This window comes from Virgibacillus sp. JSM 102003, from assembly GCF_041949995.1.
Lineage (GTDB): Bacteria > Bacillota > Bacilli > Bacillales > Amphibacillaceae > Lentibacillus.
In genome coordinates, this window is record NZ_JBHFQH010000006.1 from 145,427 (window position 1) to 162,759 (window position 17,333).

The 17,333-nt window shown below is 38.6% G+C and carries 19 protein-coding genes and 1 other annotated feature; of the genes, 15 read left to right on the plus strand and 4 right to left on the minus strand.

Annotation, left to right across the window (positions count from 1 at the left end; all coding sequences use genetic code 11):
- Positions 1 to 216: 216 nt before the first annotated feature.
- Entirely contained in the window at positions 217 to 1,182 is a 966-nt protein-coding gene (locus tag ACE1TG_RS08730) for a ring-cleaving dioxygenase (RefSeq protein ID WP_375051993.1), read from the minus strand.
- 68 nt (positions 1,183 to 1,250) lie between these two features.
- Positions 1,251 to 1,832, minus strand: a complete 582-nt coding sequence (locus tag ACE1TG_RS08735; protein ID WP_375051994.1) for a M15 family metallopeptidase — start codon at positions 1,830 to 1,832, stop codon at positions 1,251 to 1,253.
- Between the two features lie 141 nt (positions 1,833 to 1,973).
- On the opposite strand from ACE1TG_RS08735, the gene ACE1TG_RS08740 reads away from it, so the two are divergent.
- The 8 genes from ACE1TG_RS08740 (at position 1,974) to ACE1TG_RS08775 (ending at position 9,387) form a co-directional block, all read left to right on the plus strand.
- The gene (locus ACE1TG_RS08740; RefSeq protein ID WP_375051995.1) at positions 1,974 to 2,591 is read left to right on the plus strand and encodes a glycerol-3-phosphate acyltransferase; all 618 of its coding nucleotides are present in this window, start codon (positions 1,974 to 1,976) and stop codon (positions 2,589 to 2,591) included.
- A 13-nt stretch (positions 2,592 to 2,604) separates the two neighbouring features.
- A complete protein-coding gene (locus tag ACE1TG_RS08745; protein ID WP_375051996.1) occupies positions 2,605 to 3,090 on the plus strand; it encodes a DUF456 domain-containing protein in 486 nt (161 codons plus the stop codon).
- Between the two features lie 21 nt (positions 3,091 to 3,111).
- Positions 3,112 to 3,936, plus strand: coding sequence for a bifunctional hydroxymethylpyrimidine kinase/phosphomethylpyrimidine kinase (gene thiD, locus ACE1TG_RS08750; protein WP_375051997.1), 825 nt, complete (start codon positions 3,112 to 3,114; stop codon positions 3,934 to 3,936).
- Positions 3,937 to 4,097: 161 nt separating this feature from the next.
- Positions 4,098 to 4,319, plus strand: a binding site (T-box leader).
- A gap of 130 nt (positions 4,320 to 4,449) precedes the next feature.
- Entirely contained in the window at positions 4,450 to 5,847 is a 1,398-nt protein-coding gene (gene proS / locus ACE1TG_RS08755) for a proline--tRNA ligase (RefSeq protein ID WP_375052074.1), read from the plus strand.
- 144 nt (positions 5,848 to 5,991) lie between these two features.
- A complete protein-coding gene (locus tag ACE1TG_RS08760) occupies positions 5,992 to 7,152 on the plus strand; it encodes a M20 family metallopeptidase (RefSeq protein ID WP_375051998.1) in 1,161 nt (386 codons plus the stop codon).
- Between the two features lie 52 nt (positions 7,153 to 7,204).
- Positions 7,205 to 7,984 carry a substrate-binding periplasmic protein gene (locus ACE1TG_RS08765; protein WP_375051999.1) on the plus strand — a complete coding sequence of 260 codons (780 nt, stop codon included), beginning with the start codon at positions 7,205 to 7,207 and terminating at the stop codon, positions 7,982 to 7,984.
- Between the two features lie 31 nt (positions 7,985 to 8,015).
- Positions 8,016 to 8,675 (plus strand): amino acid ABC transporter permease, encoded by a 660-nt coding sequence (locus tag ACE1TG_RS08770; RefSeq protein WP_375052000.1) that lies wholly within the window; start codon positions 8,016 to 8,018, stop codon positions 8,673 to 8,675.
- Positions 8,668 to 9,387: an amino acid ABC transporter ATP-binding protein gene (locus ACE1TG_RS08775; RefSeq protein ID WP_375052001.1), complete on the plus strand. Its 720-nt coding sequence runs from the start codon at positions 8,668 to 8,670 to the stop codon at positions 9,385 to 9,387. Before ACE1TG_RS08770 ends, ACE1TG_RS08775 begins: the two co-directional genes overlap by 8 nt.
- A gap of 46 nt (positions 9,388 to 9,433) precedes the next feature.
- Here the strand turns inward: ACE1TG_RS08775 and ACE1TG_RS08780 are convergent, their stop codons facing one another.
- Positions 9,434 to 9,913 carry a glutathione peroxidase gene (locus tag ACE1TG_RS08780; protein ID WP_375052075.1) on the minus strand — a complete coding sequence of 160 codons (480 nt, stop codon included), beginning with the start codon at positions 9,911 to 9,913 and terminating at the stop codon, positions 9,434 to 9,436.
- A 370-nt stretch (positions 9,914 to 10,283) separates the two neighbouring features.
- On the opposite strand from ACE1TG_RS08780, the gene ACE1TG_RS08785 reads away from it, so the two are divergent.
- Complete coding sequence (locus ACE1TG_RS08785; protein WP_375052002.1) at positions 10,284 to 11,285, plus strand: TAXI family TRAP transporter solute-binding subunit; 1,002 nt, start codon at positions 10,284 to 10,286, stop codon at positions 11,283 to 11,285.
- A 71-nt stretch (positions 11,286 to 11,356) separates the two neighbouring features.
- Positions 11,357 to 13,306 carry a TRAP transporter permease gene (locus tag ACE1TG_RS08790; protein ID WP_375052003.1) on the plus strand — a complete coding sequence of 650 codons (1,950 nt, stop codon included), beginning with the start codon at positions 11,357 to 11,359 and terminating at the stop codon, positions 13,304 to 13,306.
- A gap of 34 nt (positions 13,307 to 13,340) precedes the next feature.
- Here the strand turns inward: ACE1TG_RS08790 and trhO are convergent, their stop codons facing one another.
- Positions 13,341 to 14,312 (minus strand): oxygen-dependent tRNA uridine(34) hydroxylase TrhO, encoded by a 972-nt coding sequence (gene trhO, locus ACE1TG_RS08795; protein WP_375052004.1) that lies wholly within the window; start codon positions 14,310 to 14,312, stop codon positions 13,341 to 13,343.
- A 373-nt stretch (positions 14,313 to 14,685) separates the two neighbouring features.
- Between trhO and ACE1TG_RS08800 the strand changes: the two genes are divergently transcribed.
- From ACE1TG_RS08800 to ACE1TG_RS08820, 5 genes are all read left to right on the plus strand, one after another.
- Positions 14,686 to 14,883, plus strand: coding sequence for a cold shock domain-containing protein (locus ACE1TG_RS08800; protein WP_090867773.1), 198 nt, complete (start codon positions 14,686 to 14,688; stop codon positions 14,881 to 14,883).
- Positions 14,884 to 15,130: 247 nt separating this feature from the next.
- Positions 15,131 to 15,820, plus strand: coding sequence for a class I SAM-dependent methyltransferase (locus ACE1TG_RS08805; protein ID WP_375052005.1), 690 nt, complete (start codon positions 15,131 to 15,133; stop codon positions 15,818 to 15,820).
- Position 15,821: 1 nt separating this feature from the next.
- On the plus strand, positions 15,822 to 16,124 hold the full coding sequence (locus ACE1TG_RS08810) for a hypothetical protein (protein ID WP_375052006.1): 303 nt from the start codon (positions 15,822 to 15,824) through the stop codon (positions 16,122 to 16,124).
- The gene (locus ACE1TG_RS08815) at positions 16,124 to 16,570 is read left to right on the plus strand and encodes a GNAT family N-acetyltransferase (RefSeq protein WP_375052007.1); all 447 of its coding nucleotides are present in this window, start codon (positions 16,124 to 16,126) and stop codon (positions 16,568 to 16,570) included. Before ACE1TG_RS08810 ends, ACE1TG_RS08815 begins: the two co-directional genes overlap by 1 nt.
- A 79-nt stretch (positions 16,571 to 16,649) precedes the next feature.
- Entirely contained in the window at positions 16,650 to 17,312 is a 663-nt protein-coding gene (locus ACE1TG_RS08820) for a TraR/DksA C4-type zinc finger protein (RefSeq protein WP_375052008.1), read from the plus strand.
- Positions 17,313 to 17,333 lie beyond the last annotated feature (21 nt).

Genomic DNA, 17,333 nt, shown 5'->3' on the forward strand with positions numbered 1-17,333 from the left:
TTTCACATAAATACAGTCAAATAACCATGATATAAGTGAAATAAGGGCTTCTGTGTCCGAATAACTTCGAGAAGGTTACTTTTATATAGAAATAGCGTCTCCTGTGTCCGTTAAAATCAAGTCAGGGAGGTATATTCAAACAAAAGTATAAATACTTTCTTACTGCATAAGCGCAACTAAGGCTTTCACCATAAGGCTTGGTGAAAAGCCAAGTTTTCAAATATCCAAAGGTTTTAACTTTGATTCGATTGCTTCACGCCGATCTTCAAAAAAAGGCGGTAATGCTAATGATTCCCCAAGGTGGTCCATATCTTCATCAGTAGCAAAACCGGGTCCGTCCGTTGCTAACTCAAATAAAATACCGTTTGGTTCTCTGAAGTAAAGTGATTTGAAATAAAAACGATCCACTAGACCTGAATTAGGAACGCGTGCTGCCTGTAAACGGTCTTTCCATTGTGCTAGTTCATCCTCATTATCCACACGAAACGCTACATGATGGACGCTTCCCCGGCCAGGTCTTTCCTTAGGCAGGTCATTGCGCACTTCCAGATGAACTTCTGCACCTGTTCCACCTTCACCAGTTGAGAAAATCATAATGTCTTGATTCCCTTTTATTGATGACGGATAGCTTCCAGTTTGTTTAAAGGTTAATAATTCCGTTAGTACACTAACAGTAGGTGCTGGGTCCTGGACGGTTAGCTTTGCAGGCCCTAGTCCAGTAATACCTTTATCAGCAGGTACGCTGCTACGGGCCCATACTTTACCGCCTGTTACTCCACGGTTTGTTTCATCAGAGATAAGCGTCAATCGTTGTCCTTCTGGATCACGGAAATTAATAACATTTCGTTCCCCTTGTTTAGTGATTCCTTCATGATCAACATTGTAATCGCTCAACCGTTTTTTCCAAAATTCTAATGCGCTGTCGTTTGGGATGCGTAATGACGTTCCTGAAATACTCCCTTTTCCCTGATATGTTGTGCCCGCATTGGGTATTTCAAAAAATGTAAGGTCGGTGCCTGGATTACCTGCTTCGTCTGCGTAAAATAAATGATAGACAGATGGATCATCCTGGTTAATAGTCTTTTTAACCAATCGCATTCCCAGAATCTCTGTGTAAAAATGATAATTATCTTTTGCCTTTGCTGTAATGGCGGATACATGGTGAATACCTTTTAATTCCATTTCAAAGTCACTCCTGCTTATTTTGAATTCAAGATAATTATAGTATAACGGGAACTCTGTTCATGTGTCTAGTTTATTGCTCCGTTGTCTTTTGGTTCGTGTGATGGGCGAAGACCTTTTTTAAGTTGACGGATGCTTAATTCAAAGTCCATTTGCAAGTGTGGGTAATCTTTAAACTTGCTCCAATCACCGCCCCACTCAAATCCTAATTGCTTAGCAATATCAGCGACTTCGAACCAGTCTGCTTTGCCATTGTTATTTCCGTCATAATTGATGTCCCAAATAATTTCACCATTATTATTCCGTAATGCAAAATCAACAGCAAGACCATAATTATGGTATGATTCGCCACCCTTCGCATACGTAACGACATCCCCATCAGATGATCGGCCCTGTTCATAAAGATCATTCTGGCGTTTAATGGATCGTATTTTCTCTGTGATGACAACATTTATATCCTGCTGGGCAGACTTTTTAAGAAGTTGATTGGTTTTTGCCGCAACAACGGGATCCAATTCTTCGGGAGGAGGTGAGTCTTCACCAATTTCAATGTATCTGTTATTTCTATGTTCATTATATATAATGATAAGTAACGTTAAAAATAAAATAATGAGTATCCATGTTGTTATATCTTTGCGATAGTGTTTCAATTTGTCAGTCTCCTCAAAAGAAATAATACCTTCCGAGCATTATAACATCTAAGGGAAGACCCAGCTGTTATTAGTTTTACCGAATAACTATCTTGCAGTGTTGAGACTATCCCTTTAAAATAAGACGATAGGAGGGGTGTTATGTATGTTCTGGTTAGCTTGATTGGATACTTGATCGGATGTGTTCATGGTTCACAGGTCGTAAGTATATATAAAAAAGTGGATATCAAGAATAAAGGGGTAAAGAATTCCGGTGCCTCCAACACAACAATACTGCTGGGCTGGAAATATGGGATCTTAGTGGCACTTATTGATGTATTTAAAGCTACGTTATCGATATTATTGGTATTATATATTTTGAACGACCAAGGAATTACTGGGGAAACACAAACATTACTTGTGTATATTAATGCATTATTTATCATTTTAGGTCATAATTATCCGGTCACAATGAAGTTCAGTGGCGGAAAAGGAACTGCTTCGTTAGTTGGGGTGCTGCTGGCTATTGACTGGAAGGTGGCTGTAATTGGTATAGGCATCCTATTTTTATTTACACTGACTACAGATTATTTAGTAGTTGGGGTTCTGTTTATGTATTTCTCATTCTTGGTAACGACTTATTTTTTCTTTGGAATCGAACCAACCATGGTAGTTGTGCTATTATCTATTATAAGTATTATGAAACATATGGAAAATTATAAGCGTATATTAAATAAAGAAGAAACGAAACTATCAAGTATGTTTAAAAAAGAATCATAGACGGAGGAATTAGATGCTCGATATTATAATGTGGATTGTCATTGCAGTATTATTTATCTTAAGTTTTGCAGGAATTATTTTTCCAATCATTCCATCTCCATTAGTCTTGTGGGTTGGTTTCCTACTATATCATTTTGTGATAAATGCGGGGGAATTAACTGTAACGTTTTGGATAGCGATGGTTATTTTAACGGTATTATTAATTGTATCGGATATTGTCGCAAATAGTTATTTTGTAAAAAAGTTCGGAGGCAGTAAGTGGGGAGAGCGTGGTGCAGCGGTCGCTGTTATAGTAGGTTCGTTTATTATCCCTCCATTCGGCATACTGATTATACCATTTATAGTTGTTCTGGTAATTGAAATGGTACAGAAAAAAACATCACAGGAAGCACTGTATGCATCAATCGGCTCGTTAATCGGATTTCTTGGAGGAGCCGTAGCGAAAGTAGTCATTCAAGTTATCATGATTGTTTGGTTCATAATCGTCGTCGTAATCTAATGCAGAAAGGGTCCTTTAACAATGCATAAACCATCACGAGTTATAACAATTGCAGGTTCTGCAGCTGGAGGAAGTGCTGGAATTCAGGCAGACTTAAAGACATTTCAGGAGCTGGATGTATATGGGATGAGTGTCGTCACAGCGATTGTTGCAAGGCATCCTGAGACAAATAAGAATGTACATCCACAAACACTTGAGGCAATTGAAGCGCAATTTAGAACTGCGGTTAAGCAAGTAGGCCTGGATGCAATAAAGAGCGGGATGTTATTTTCAAAAGAGGTCATAGATCACGTTGCTGGACTTATTGATGGAGTACGTATAAAAACGTTGGTAATTGATCCGGTAATGGTCGGAAAGCTTGATTCAAAACTGCTGGAAGACGATGCAATTAATTCACTAAAAACAAAGCTATTACCGAACGCTACGATTATTACACCAAACATGCCGGAAGCTTCTTACCTTTTGGATGGACGCAAAATTAACGATGTTGCAGAATTAAAACAGGCTGCCATCGATTTGCATGAATTGGGTCCGAGATATGTATTGGTTAAAGGTGGAAGGTTGAAAGGTCCAGCAGTTGATGTACTGTACGATGGTGAAACACTTACGACCTTTGAGGCTCCACGAATCAATACAGTAAATACAAGTGGGGCAGGATGTACATACTCTGCAGCAATTACTGCAAATATTGCCAACGGATATTCGGTATTAGAGGCAGTTCGTTCTGCAAAAAGTTTTGTAACAACCGCAATAGAATATGGATTTTCATATACAGAAATGGTTGGTCCAACCTATCATGGTGCACCTCGTAAACATGGAGAGGCGCACGAAATAAAAGTAAATTGATTTTTAGTATTAGGAAAAGCATGGGAAATTTTCTTGGGCTTTTCCAGTTGATTTTTCGGTCATACTGAGACGTTTGGGATAATACTTTCCAAATTTGAGAAGCCTTGTAATGGTAAGGCTTGACTTTGACTTAACATCCCTATATATTTGAAAATATAATAAAGGAAACGTTGATAAGGATTAGTACAATTTGAATGTCTTTCACAGAGAGGAAATGGTAGCTGGAAATTTCCAAAGAGACAAATTGGAACCTGCCTTTGAGTTCGCTGTTCATACGGCTTGTGCTGTAGAATGTGCGCGGTCCATGACCGTTATCATGCCAAGTGTGCAAGGTGATTATATCTTGTGAACAAGGGTGGTACCACCAAACCTCGGTCCCTTTTATAGGACGGAGGATTTTTTGCATTTAAGTGAATAAATTCTTCCTTACTGCATGTTTTCTATATACAAAAAATCAAAAAAAGGGTGTTTAAGTTGGGTAAAAACAAACAGTTTGTTGAAAAAGTTACCGCGATGGAAGAGGATTTTGCACAATGGTATACCGATGTAGTAAAGCAGGCGGACCTTGTAGATTACGGAACAGTCCGTGGCACAATGATAATTAAACCATATGGATTTTCGATTTGGGAAAATATCCGTGATGAGCTAGACCGAAAATTCAAAGAAACAGGGCATTCTAATGTTTACTTTCCATTATTTATTCCGGAAAGCATGCTGCAAAAGGAGAAGGATCATATAGAAGGATTCGCACCGGAAGTAGCGTGGGTTACACATGGTGGAGATGAGGAACTGAGTGAACGTCTCTGCGTACGCCCGACTTCAGAAGTTCTTTTTGGTGAATATTATTCAAAGAATATACATTCCTATCGTGATTTGCCAATGCTTTATAATCAGTGGAGCAATGTGGTTCGCTGGGAGAAAACAACTCGTCCATTCCTGCGTTCACTCGAATTTTTATGGCAGGAAGGGCATACATGCCATGCGACACGTGAAGATGCACAGGATGAAACAGCTAGAATGCTTGAAATTTATGCAGATGTTCTTGAATATTACTTGGCTATACCAGTGTATCGTGGCAAAAAAACCGAAAAAGAAAAATTCGCTGGTGCTGATTATACATTAACAATTGAAGCTCTTATGCATGATGGCAAGGCACTGCAGTCAGGTACATCACACTATCTTGGAACAGGTTTTGCTGAAGTATTCGATATTCGTTACTTGGATAAAGACGGCGATCAGCAGCCGGTTCACCAGACGTCATGGGGTATGTCCACACGCGTTATGGGCGGATTAATTATGGTCCATGGGGATAATAGAGGGTTGGTCGTTCCACCACGAATCGCGCCAACCCAGGCAATGATTGTTCCGATTGCACAGCATAAAGAAGGTGTATTGGATAAAGCTTATGATCTTCGCGATAAATTAAAAGGTGTCGCACGAGTTGGCATTGACTCAAGCGATAAAATGCCAGGGTGGAAATTTAATGAGTATGAAATGAAAGGTATACCTGTTCGAGTTGAAATGGGACCAAAAGATATTGAAAAAGATCAGGTTGTTCTCGTACGACGTGATACTGGCGAAAAAGAATTTGTTTCACTTGATGAAGTGGAAGCACGATTACCAGTGTTGTTAGAAGAGGTTCAGCAGGGATTATTTGATAAAGCATTGAATCACCGTAATGAAAAAACTACTGCTGCCACGAATATGGAGGAATTTGAAAAATCACTGGAAGAAACCTCTGGATTCATCAAGGCAATGTGGTGCGGTGATATGAAATGTGAGGAAAAAATCAAGGATGAAACATCAGCAACATCACGCTGTATCCCATTTGAGCAAGAAAATATTTCTGACTCCTGTGTCTGTTGCGGAAAAGAAGCGAAAGAACTAGTATACTGGGCAAAAGCATATTAATGGTAAAGATCGAGCGCCGATAGATGCGCTCGATTTTTTTATATCAACCGGAGAAAAAACTTTTAAAGAGTAGTTGCATTTTTTATATGAACTATGTTATAAATATACATAATAATTAATAAATATACAAAAAGGTGAATAAATATGAAGCATTTACTTAGTGAGGAATTAAATAAGGTTGAAGAGCAATTATGGAATATGAGTGACCATCTTTATTCTAATCCGGAATTGGGGGACAAGGAATTTCAATCTATGAAGCTCCTTACAGGCATTCTTAAAGAGAATGGATTTGAATTGGAGACTGGCATTGTGAATCGGCCGACAGCTTTTAAAGCTGAATTTAAGAGCCAGAAACCGGGGCCAACCATTGCATATTTAGCTGAATATGATGCCCTGCCTGGTGTTGGTCACGGGTGTGGACACAATATGATCGGAACAATGGGAGTTGGTGCTGGTGTAATACTTAGTAAACTGGTAAATCAAATTGGTGGGACGATAGTAGTTTTAGGCACACCGGCTGAGGAAACAAACGGAGCGAAAGTACCAATGAGTGAGGAAGGTACATTTGCTGACATAGATGCAGCAATGATTTTACATCCTGCTGATCAGTCATATGAGAGTGGTGAATCACTTGCAATGGATGCTCTCCAATTTAACTATTCAGGCAAGTCTTCACATGCTGCAGCTTCACCGGAAAAGGGAATTAATGCGTTGGATGCTGTGATTCAACTATTTAATGGGATCAATGCACTTCGTGAACATCTTCCTTCTGATATACGGATTCATGGCATCATATCTGAGGGTGGCCAGGCGGCAAATGTAGTACCAGATAAGGCTGCTGCACAGTTTTATATCCGTGCAAAAGAGCGATCGACCCTAAATGGCGTGGTGGATAAAGTTAAGAACATAGCGCATGGTGCAGAACTTATGACCGGAGCAACGCTAGCTATCTCAAATTATGAATTAAGTTATGATGAAATGATTACGAATAATGCACTTTCCAAAGCTTTTAATAAAAATCTGAAACTGGCAGATTCTCAGAATTTGAACCCGGCAAAACAGGGATACGGCTCAATTGATATGGGGAATGTGAGTCAGGTTGTTCCTGCAATTCATCCATACATTGGGTTACATGAACCTGAACTAATAGCACATACGAAGGAATTTGCAGACAAAACCATTACCAAAACAGGTCACCAAATTATTTCAAATGGTGCATTATCATTAGCACAGACCGGCTATGACATATTAACAGACAGGGAATTATTAAAAGAAATTCAAACAGAGTTTTTACAAGGTAAGTAGTGTTTATGCACGAAATATATAAGAATTAAAATATAAATTCAGGGGAGATATCATGAAATTTTCATTCGGTAAATACATTACTCTATTATTAATTATCAGCATGCTCGCAGCTTGTGGAACCAGTGAAGGGAATACAGATGCTTCATCAGGTGATTCAGAGAAAGATAAAAAAGTATTAACAATGGCTACGTCAGCTGATTTCCCGCCATTTGAGTCCCGTGATAAAGACGGAAACTTTCAAGGCTTCGATATTGATTTGGCTCACTTGATTGCAGATAAATTAGGATATGAACTGAAAATAGAAGATATGAAATTTGATGGATTAATTGGTGCTCTGCAATCTAGTCGTGTCGATATGGTTATGGCCGGAATGAGTACAACCGAGAAGCGTAAAAAGAATGTCGATTTTTCCACTGAATATAATCATTCAGGTGAGATGTTTATCAGTCAGAAGGATTCTGGGATAAAAGGATTACAAGATTTGAAAGGTAAAACAGTTGGTGTTCAGCTTGGGACCATCCAGGAAGAGGGTGCAGAAAAGCTCAGTAAAGAATACGGATTTAATGTTAAAAAAGTGGATAATTCAAGCATCCTAATTCAGGAGTTAAAATCAAACCGGGTTGATGTTGCCTATATGGATAAGACAGTAGCGGTGGGGTATATAGAGGAACAAGGATTTTCAGGATTTGAGGATCCTACATCAAGCTCACCAGGCATGGGGATTGCTTTTCCTAAAGGCAGTGATCTACGTGATGACGTAAATAAGGTACTTAAAGAACTTGAAAAGAATGGAAAACTTCAGGAATTAAAGGATAAATGGCTATCAGAGTAAAAATAACAGCTAGAAAGATGAGGTGGCAGGCATGAATTTGGACTTTTCCCAAATCGTGCCTTATATTCCTTTTATACTTGAAGGGATATGGGTTACATTAAAATTTGTGAGTATGTCTATTATTGTTGGTTTTATTTTAGGTATCCTTTTAGCATTATGTAAAATTACAAAAGTACCTTTCCTAAAGAAACTTGCTGATGTATATACATCAATTTTCCGTGGTACACCACTGATTTTACAATTGATGATTATTTATTTTGCAGTACCGCAGTTAACTGGTTACGATATACCAGAATTTTTAACGGCAGTTTTGGCATTTGGACTAAACTCAGCTGCCTATGTATCTGAAATTATACGTGCGGGTATTCTTGCAGTGGACAAGGGGCAAACCGAAGCTGCAGAAGCGTTAGGTGTTCCATATAAGCCGATGATGCTGAATATCATATTGCCACAAGCAATAAAAAATATTCTCCCTGCACTGATGAATGAATTTATAACACTAACAAAGGAATCTGCTATTGTATCTACCATTGGTTATTTGGATCTGATGAGAAGAGCACAGATTGTTGGCGCCGATATATACCGTAACTTTGAGCCGTTATTACTTGCAGGATTGATATACTGGGTAATGGTGTATGTGCTGACACAGATAGGGAAAGTAGTAGAAAGGAAGCTGAGATACAGTGATTAAGGTTGAAGAAATGACAAAAATGTTTGATGGTAATACAGTACTGGATGATATATCAACTACGATTAATCAGGGAGAAGTAGTTGCTGTAATTGGTCCATCGGGATCCGGGAAATCAACTTTTTTGCGGTGTTTAAACCTATTGGAAAAACCATCATCAGGCGCAATTTGGCTTAATAATAGTGAGATAACCAACCTTACTAATAAACTGGAAGTCCGTGAGCAAGTCGGTATGGTGTTTCAGCACTTTCACCTGTTTCCTCATATGACAGTGCTGGATAATGTTGCTTATGCACCACAGAAAGTAAAAAAGATGAAGACTAATGAAGCGGAAGAAACAGCAACCCAATTAATTAACAAGGTGGGACTAGGTGATAAACTTGATGCCTATCCGAACAGGTTATCCGGCGGCCAAAAACAGCGTGTAGCAATTGCTAGAGCACTAGCAATGGAACCTGCAGTCATGTTGTTTGATGAACCAACTTCTGCACTTGATCCGGAAATGGTGAAAGAAGTACTCGATGTAATGAAGGATTTAGCACAAACTGGGATGACGATGGTTGTAGTTACCCATGAGATGAACTTTGCACGCGAAGTTGCTGATCGTGTCTTATTTTTAGACGAAGGGAAATTAATGGAAGAAGGTCGGCCATCATCATTTTTTAATTCACCCAAGACAGAAAGGGCTAAAGAGTTTTTGGATAAAATATTATAAAACACTACTCGATGAGTGGCAGTTTCTCTCATCGAGTAGTGTTTTTTTAAGCGTGAATCGCATCTTCTATATCTTTCGTCAAACTTTCTGGCTTCGTCTGTGGAGCGTATCGTTCAATTACTTCACCTTGTTTGTTTACCAGGAACTTCGTGAAATTCCATTTTATTTGTTTGGTTAGCATACCTTTTGCTTGCTTTGTTAAATAGACAAATAATGGATGGCAATTTTCCCCTTTAACGTCTACTTTACTAAACATTTGAAAGGTTACACCATAATGGCGCTCACAGAAATTGGCAATTTCATCGTTTGAACCTGGATCTTGATTGTTAAACTGGTTACACGGAAAACCAAGCACTTCAAAACCTTTCTCTTTATTAGCATCATATAACTTTTGCAGGCCATTAAGTTGAGGAGTAAAACCACATTCACTTGCAGTGTTCACGATAAGAAGAACTTTTCCTTTGTAATCTGCCATCGATTTTTCTTCCCCTGACATCATCCTTGCAGAGAAATCATAAATACTGATGCAAATCAGCCTCCTTTGTAACAGTTAAATAATTTCTTGCTTAAGGAGTACAATTAAGGTTTGAACTCCAAAGCATAAGGGATTCTGTTTAAGTAAACTATGCTTTCATAACAATCCCTTTAACGAAATCAACGTTTTCTAATTAAAGAATAGCAATTTAAAAGCATAATTGTCAAAAAATTCGTGTATTAATTAATAGGTATAATCAAATTATTATTGTAACTTGAACTATGCCAAAAGAAAGGGTAAAATAATGTGACAAAGTGTTTTCTTTTTGCTCCTTTATATGAGGAGCAACAGTGCTGGTTTGAAACATATTGGTTTTGCCAATATGGTTTAAATAAAAAATAATTTAAAAGGGGGAGTTACTTTGAGAAAAAGAGCTCTATTCTCGTTCATTTTAATTCTTGCCATTGGCATGGTATTAAGTGCATGTGGCGACAGTGGTGAAGGGTCAAGCGGAGGCGGCGACTCTGAAGAAAGTATGACCAATCTAACCATGGGAACTGGAAGTGTTGGTGGTGTTTACTACCCAATTGGTGGTGAAATGGCAAACTTATTTAAGGATAACATTGATGTAGAAGGATTCGATGTTAGTTCAGTGGAGTCCGGTGCTTCAGTTGAAAATATCGCAAAGATACAATCAGGCGACTTTCAGCTAGGTATTGCGCAAAATACAACAATGATTAACGCCCAAAATCAAACTGGAGAGTTTGAAGGAAAGACAACTGATAAAGTTGGTGTAATCGCTTCCTTATATCCAGAGGGATTACAAGTAGTAACGCTTGATTCTACAGGGATTGAGTCAATTGAAGATTTAAAAGGTAAAAAAGTTGCTATCGGACCTCCAGGTGGAGCTACTCGTGAAGCTGCGGAGCTAGTATTAAGTGCATATGGAATTGAAAAAGGCGACTATGAGGCATATGAAGAAGGCTTTGGCGATGCCAAAAGTAAATTACAGAATGGCACAATTGATGCTTCATTTGCAGTTGTAGGAGTCCCATCATCAACAACAGACGAGCTAGCTAACGCTACAAATGAAGTTAAATTCCTCGATATTGAGGGAGAAGCTTTGCAAGAAGTTGTTGATAACAGTCAATACGAGGCATATACAGTTGAAGCAGGAACGTACGAATGGCAGGAAGAACCTGTTCAAACAGTAACTGCTATGGCATTACTGCTAGGTTCTACAGAACAGGTGAGTAAAGATCTTGGTTACCAAATGACAAAAACATTATTTGAAGAAACAGACGCTATGACTATCGAACAGGCAAAATTAATAACAAAAGATAGTGCACTGACTGGTGTTGGTGATCTGCCACTCCACCCAGGTGCAGAAAAGTACTATAAAGAAGTCGGTATTATTGAGTAATAGAAAAAACCGGACAATTTAGTCCGGTTTTTTCTCCTCAATACATAGACAGGAAGAATGGAGGGGAAGCAATGGCTGATCAGAATACAGAAGAAATCGACAAACATGAGCTGATGGCTAAATATGACAAGGAAAGTGCTTTCCGTACTAATCTTGGTCCGTGGGGTTGGGTGACACTGATAATCGGTGCTGCCTTAACCATTTTCCAGCTTTATACCGCATTCTACGGATCCAAGGTCTCCTTAATTCAAGGGGCAATACATCTTGGCGCAGGCTTAAGCCTGGTATATCTGTTGTACCCGATAAAGCCATCAATGACTAAGCGTAGAGGTGTTCCATGGTATGATGCACTATTAGCTATAGCTGCACTTTTATCAAATTATTACATCATCTACAATTATGATCATTTAATTAACGAAGCAATTATATTTGGTTTCACGGCCGTTGATCAAATTGTAGCAACAGCTGGAATAATTTTATTGCTCGAAGCTACTAGGCGTGTTGTTGGACTACCAATAGTTATTATTGCAATACTAGCATTACTTTATGGTCTGTTTGGTCAGTTTATTCCTATCATCGGACATGCAGGCTACGATTGGCCATCACTTGCAACCGAAATGTTCTTTAGTTCAAGCTCCATCTTTGGTATCCCTATTCAAATTTCATCCACATATATTTATTTATTTCTTTTCTTTGGAGTAATTCTGGTTAAGACAAATATTGGCCAATTTTTTAATGATATTGCGTTACGGTTAACAGGCAAATATACAGGTGGTACTGCAAAAGCTGCAGTTGCTGCAAGTGGACTGCAAGGAATGGTAAGTGGTAGTTCAGTTGCAAATACAGTTGGATCAGGTTCATTTACAATTCCAATGATGAAAAATGCAGGTTTTAAACCTCACTTTGCCGCTGCGTCAGAGGCTGCTGCTTCTACAGGTGGGCAAATAATGCCACCTATTATGGGTGCTGCTGCCTTTATTATGGCGTCATACACTGGTGTCCCATACAATGAGATAATTTTAATTGCTATTATTCCAGCAGTTCTTTATTTCTCAGGTGTATTTATGGGTACACACTTTGAAGCCAGAAAGCAGGGTATATTAGGTCTTGCTAAGGAACAATTGCCTAACACGAAGAATCTTATTAAAAGACTCGACTTATTTGCACCACTAGTCATTATCGTTGGGTTCTTACTTGCTGGGTATACACCTACATTTGCGGCCTTATTTGCAATATTTGTAGCATTTATTATCAGCTTTTTTAGAAAAGAAACTAGAATGACATTTAGAGGTATTGTCAATTTGCTGGAAGAAGGAGCAAGGACTGCTTTACCAGTAATTGCAGCCTGTGCTACAGCAGGTATTATTGCTGGGACTGTAACAACGACAGGATTAGGTCCAAAGATTGCTGGTGGAATTATCGATCTTGCACAAGGCCAATTCTTCCTTGTAATGGTATTTACCATGGTAGCATGTATTATTTTGGGCATGGGACTGCCAACCACTGCAAACTATGTAGTGACAGCAACTATGGCAGCACCTGCACTACTGGCATTTGATGTACCGGTAATTGCTGTTCATATGTTTGTATTTTATTTTGGGATTGTGGCTGATATTACGCCTCCGGTTTGCTTAGCTGCATATGCAGGGGCTGGTATAGCGAAAGCGAATCCAATGAAGGCTGGAGTAACTGCTGTTAAACTGGCAATCGCGGCATTCATCATTCCATATATGTTTGTGTCGCAGCCAATTCTACTATTGCAGGGAGACGCGAACGCAGTAAATGTATCGATAGCTGTTATTACAGCAATGCTAGGAATGATGGCGATCAGTTCAAGTCTGATCGGTTACTATGTAAATACATTAAACTGGATCGAACGAATTGTATTAATAATTGGCGGAATACTTCTTGTATATCCGGATATTAAATTTTCGTTGGCAGGTTTAGTAGTATTTGGAGTGATTACAACAATGCAATTACTGCAAGGTAAATCAGATAAAAAGGAACAGCAAACTTCCTAGAAAAAGGCAGGCGATATTATCGCCTGCCTTTTAATTAAACTTCTTGTTTTATATCTTCTTCAAGTTCTGCAAGTCTTTCCTGAACCTCTTCTTCAGATAAGTCATGTTCTTTTACATACATATTTCGAGGGCTTATACGGCATTCGTGTGTACAGCCACGCATATATTTATGCTCATTTTCAATGGAGCAAAGAATTTGTTTATTGCATTCAGGGTTAGCACAGTTAACATAACGTTCACATGGCTGACCATCAAAGTAATCCACGCCGACTACAACGTGTTCTTTTTTATTAATAGGCACGGAAATTCGCTCGTCAAAAACGTAACATTGACCATCCCAAAGCTCGCCTTGTACATTAGGGTCTTTTCCGTATGATACGATTCCGCCATGTAGCTGTGCAACGTCTTCAAAGCCTTCTTTAACTAACCAGCCGGAGAATTTTTCGCAACGGATTCCGCCAGTGCAATAGGTTAATACACGTTTTCCTTCGATGAGGTGTTTGTTTTTTTCCACCCACTCAGGTAATTCACGGAATGCTTCAATGTCTGGGCGGATAGCTCCACGGAAATGCCCAAGATCATATTCGTAATCGTTACGTGCATCCAGGACGACAGTGTTCTCATCCTGCATTGCTTCAAGGAATTCTTCTGGTTCGAAGTATTTGCCTGTCGTTTGTTTAGGATTAATGTCATCCTCTAAACGTAGTGATACTATTTCATTTCGTGGGCGTACATGCATTTTTTTGAATGCATGTCCTTCATGTTCATCAATTTTAAATGTCATATCAGCAAAGCGTGAATCATTGTGCATTGCCTCCATGTATTTTTCCGTCTGTTCAATCGTTCCAGATATTGTTCCATTGATGCCCTCATGAGCCACCAGAATACGTCCTCTTAAGTCAAGATCCTTACAGAATTGCAGATGCTCCATAGCGTATTCTTCTGGATTATCAATTTGGACATATTTGTAGTACAGTAATACTTGGTATTCCTTACTGTTTGTCATTTTAATTACCACCTATCATTCATATTTGCAAGATATAAATGTTTGGTAGTCGGTATTTTTTTATATTCTTGCAAGATAATATTTTACCAATTTATCTAAGGATTTTCAACTAGCGCTTTTACAGGAAAATTATTATAGAAAAGTTTACTTATCGCCGAACATTAACGGCAAAATCCTTTGTTCACTCTAAGCAGCAAGAAAGTGAAAAATAATTTATCAAATTACTTGCTTTTTATTTCGAGAAAGGGTAGAGTTAAAAGTGCAATAGGAAATTGAAGTTTGTAATACTTTACGATCTCTTTATCAAAGTGGTGTAAAAGTATTTATGATTCAATTACTTTGCACGATATTTGTATATAGGGAGGTCATTTTAATGACTGGTAAAGTAAAATGGTTTAACGCAGAAAAAGGCTTCGGTTTCATCGAACGCGAAGACGGAGACGATGTATTCGTACATTTCTCAGCAATCAATGCAGAAGGTTTCAAAACGCTTGAAGAAGGTCAAGACGTTGAATTTGAAATCGTTGAAGGTAACCGCGGACCACAAGCAGCTAACGTAACACGTCTATAATAGATGATACAAAAAGGTTTATCTCTTCGTGAGGTAAACCTTTTTTTCGTTTATACTGTAAGGGGTTGTTCAAAAAGTCCGGTAAAAATGACACATCGAATTTCGTCGTTAGCTTGCTTTTCCGTTGCTCATGTATTAAAAGCATACATTCCGCTACTCAAAGCTACGCTGCCTCGAACTTCTCGGTCATTTTCATCCTCCTTTTTGAACACGCACTGTAAGAAATACTCTTAATTGGAGGGGTTCTGTGACAGAGTCATTTAATTGGCGTAAGGAAGCAGAAGCGCAATGGGATAACCGTGCAGCTTTCTGGAATGAACGAAGTAAAAATATGTGGGATAATGGTAGCAGGAAGGATATTGTTCCGTTTATCGAGAAGCATTTAGAAAAAGGAAGTAAGATTCTGGATATTGGCTGTGGAGATGGATATGGATCCTACAAATTACGCCAGTCAGGATATGATGTGACTGGTATGGACCTTTCTAATGAAATGATTTCACGTGCTAAGAAGCAATTACATAATGAAGAAATAAAATTTATACAGGGTGATGTGGGTGAACTGCCATTTGCCGCAAACAGCAGTGATGGGATTATGGCTATTAATGTTCTTGAATGGACGGAATATCCGGAAAGATCATTAGTCGAGCTTCATCGAGTCCTTAAAGAAGATGGCCTGTTATGTATTGGAGTTCTAGGACCTACTGCAGGCCCAAGAATAAACAGTTATCCACGTCTTCAGGGCAAAGAGGCAATTTGTAATACGATGATGCCATGGGAATTTCAGAAGCTTGCATCAGAAAATAATTTACAGTATGTCGATGGGTTTGGCGTTTATAAAGAAGGAGTAAAAGAGCAACACCACAAAAATTTACCGCTGGATCTGAAACAGGCGTTAACATTTTTGTGGGTATTTATGCTGCGAAAAGTAGGTGAATAATATGGATAAAAAAGAAGTTGAGCAACAGGTAATTGAAAGTTATCAGCATGATGAGAAAATGATGATTCTAATATATGCGCAGTGGTGTATAAACAATGACCTTGACCCAAAATCATTGTATGAAAAAGCGTACCCTTCACAATCGAAAAATGATTCACTTAGAGAAGCATTAGAATTAACTGTACCAAAGAAGGAATCTGAAGAAATACCAAGTCAAACCGTACTTAATGTACTGCAGCTGTTTGGTAATGATGACTTGGCCTTCATAGTTCAAGAAGAAATTGATAAGGAAGTGAAAAGATAGTGGAATGGTCAATAAAGACATTCGATGAATTAACGAACGATGAATTATACGGATTGTTGAAACTAAGGGTTGATATTTTTGTAGTTGAACAAGACTGTCCATATCCTGAACTAGATAATTATGATCAACTTGCACTACACTATTTTTTGAAGATCAATGGTGAGTTTGCCGCAAATGTCCGTATTCTGCCTAGTAATTCCAAGTACGAGGAAGTTTCAATAGGTCGCGTATCAGTTGCAGTGAAATTTCGCCGCCAAGGATATGCCCAGCAAATTATGCAAAAGGCAATTGAATATATAGTGAATGAATGGAAGGAAAAAAGGATTAAAGTCCAAGGGCAGGAATATTTAAAGGATTTTTACTCAGGGCTTGGTTTTGAACAGGTTTCAGAATCATATCTAGAGGATGGTATTCCCCATATTGACATGATTTGGGAGGCAAAATAGGGTATCAACCTTTATATTTTTTCACATAGTATAGTTAGCGAGCCAAATTTAATCACATGAATGGAGGCTGACGACTGCTGTGATAAATAACAATCAACTTTATCAATGTAAAGCAGCTTTGTTGGAACGGCAATCAGAATTAATTAATCATATTCAAGACCACTTTGGTACAGATCTAGAATTGATAAAAGAATCAATGAGTGAGTTGTCCAATTATGATAATCATCCCGGAGATCAAGGAACAGAAATGTTTGAACGGGAAAAAGATATAGCACTAAATGAACACGCTGAAAAAGAGCTCGAAGATATCAATGCAGCTCTTCATGCTATAGCTGATGGAACGTATGGTATATGCAGTAAATGCGGTGAGGATATTTCGTTTGAGCGTTTACAGGCAGTTCCTACTGCGGATCGATGTCTGGACCATGCGGAGCACGGTAATTTTATGGGTGATCGCCCTGTTGAAGAACAAGTTTTTAGTCCTAACATTAATCCTAATGAAGTAACAGAAGAAGCACAAACTGGTTACGATGCGGAGGACGCTTGGCAGGAAGTAAGCAGGTACGGTACATCTGAATCACCCTCCGATTTCTATGGTGAAAAAGATAGTTATAATGAAATGTATCCAAATAGTGATGAAAATGTAGGCAGTGTTGAGGACGAGGAGAGTTATCTTGCAGCTGATCAGGATGGTAATTTTACCGGAGTAACACCAAATCATCAGAAATATGAAGAAGAATAGTCGTGCACAGCTTAAGTTTCT

What these genes read in the sequence shown, in the direction of transcription:
- ACE1TG_RS08790 (WP_375052003.1), top strand. Translation starts at nt 11,357, where the DNA reads ATGGCTGATCAGAATACAGAAGAAATCGACAAACATGAGCTGATGGCT.
- ACE1TG_RS08765 (WP_375051999.1), top strand. Translation starts at nt 7,205, where the DNA reads ATGAAATTTTCATTCGGTAAATACATTACTCTATTATTAATTATCAGC.
- ACE1TG_RS08745 (WP_375051996.1), top strand. Translation starts at nt 2,605, where the DNA reads ATGCTCGATATTATAATGTGGATTGTCATTGCAGTATTATTTATCTTA.
- trhO (WP_375052004.1), bottom strand. Translation starts at nt 14,312, where the DNA reads ATGACAAACAGTAAGGAATACCAAGTATTACTGTACTACAAATATGTC.
- ACE1TG_RS08740 (WP_375051995.1), top strand. Translation starts at nt 1,974, where the DNA reads ATGTATGTTCTGGTTAGCTTGATTGGATACTTGATCGGATGTGTTCAT.
- ACE1TG_RS08730 (WP_375051993.1), bottom strand. Translation starts at nt 1,182, where the DNA reads ATGGAATTAAAAGGTATTCACCATGTATCCGCCATTACAGCAAAGGCA.
- ACE1TG_RS08800 (WP_090867773.1), top strand. Translation starts at nt 14,686, where the DNA reads ATGACTGGTAAAGTAAAATGGTTTAACGCAGAAAAAGGCTTCGGTTTC.
- thiD (WP_375051997.1), top strand. Translation starts at nt 3,112, where the DNA reads ATGCATAAACCATCACGAGTTATAACAATTGCAGGTTCTGCAGCTGGA.
- ACE1TG_RS08770 (WP_375052000.1), top strand. Translation starts at nt 8,016, where the DNA reads ATGAATTTGGACTTTTCCCAAATCGTGCCTTATATTCCTTTTATACTT.
- ACE1TG_RS08760 (WP_375051998.1), top strand. Translation starts at nt 5,992, where the DNA reads ATGAAGCATTTACTTAGTGAGGAATTAAATAAGGTTGAAGAGCAATTA.
- proS (WP_375052074.1), top strand. Translation starts at nt 4,450, where the DNA reads ATGGAAGAGGATTTTGCACAATGGTATACCGATGTAGTAAAGCAGGCG.
- ACE1TG_RS08810 (WP_375052006.1), top strand. Translation starts at nt 15,822, where the DNA reads ATGGATAAAAAAGAAGTTGAGCAACAGGTAATTGAAAGTTATCAGCAT.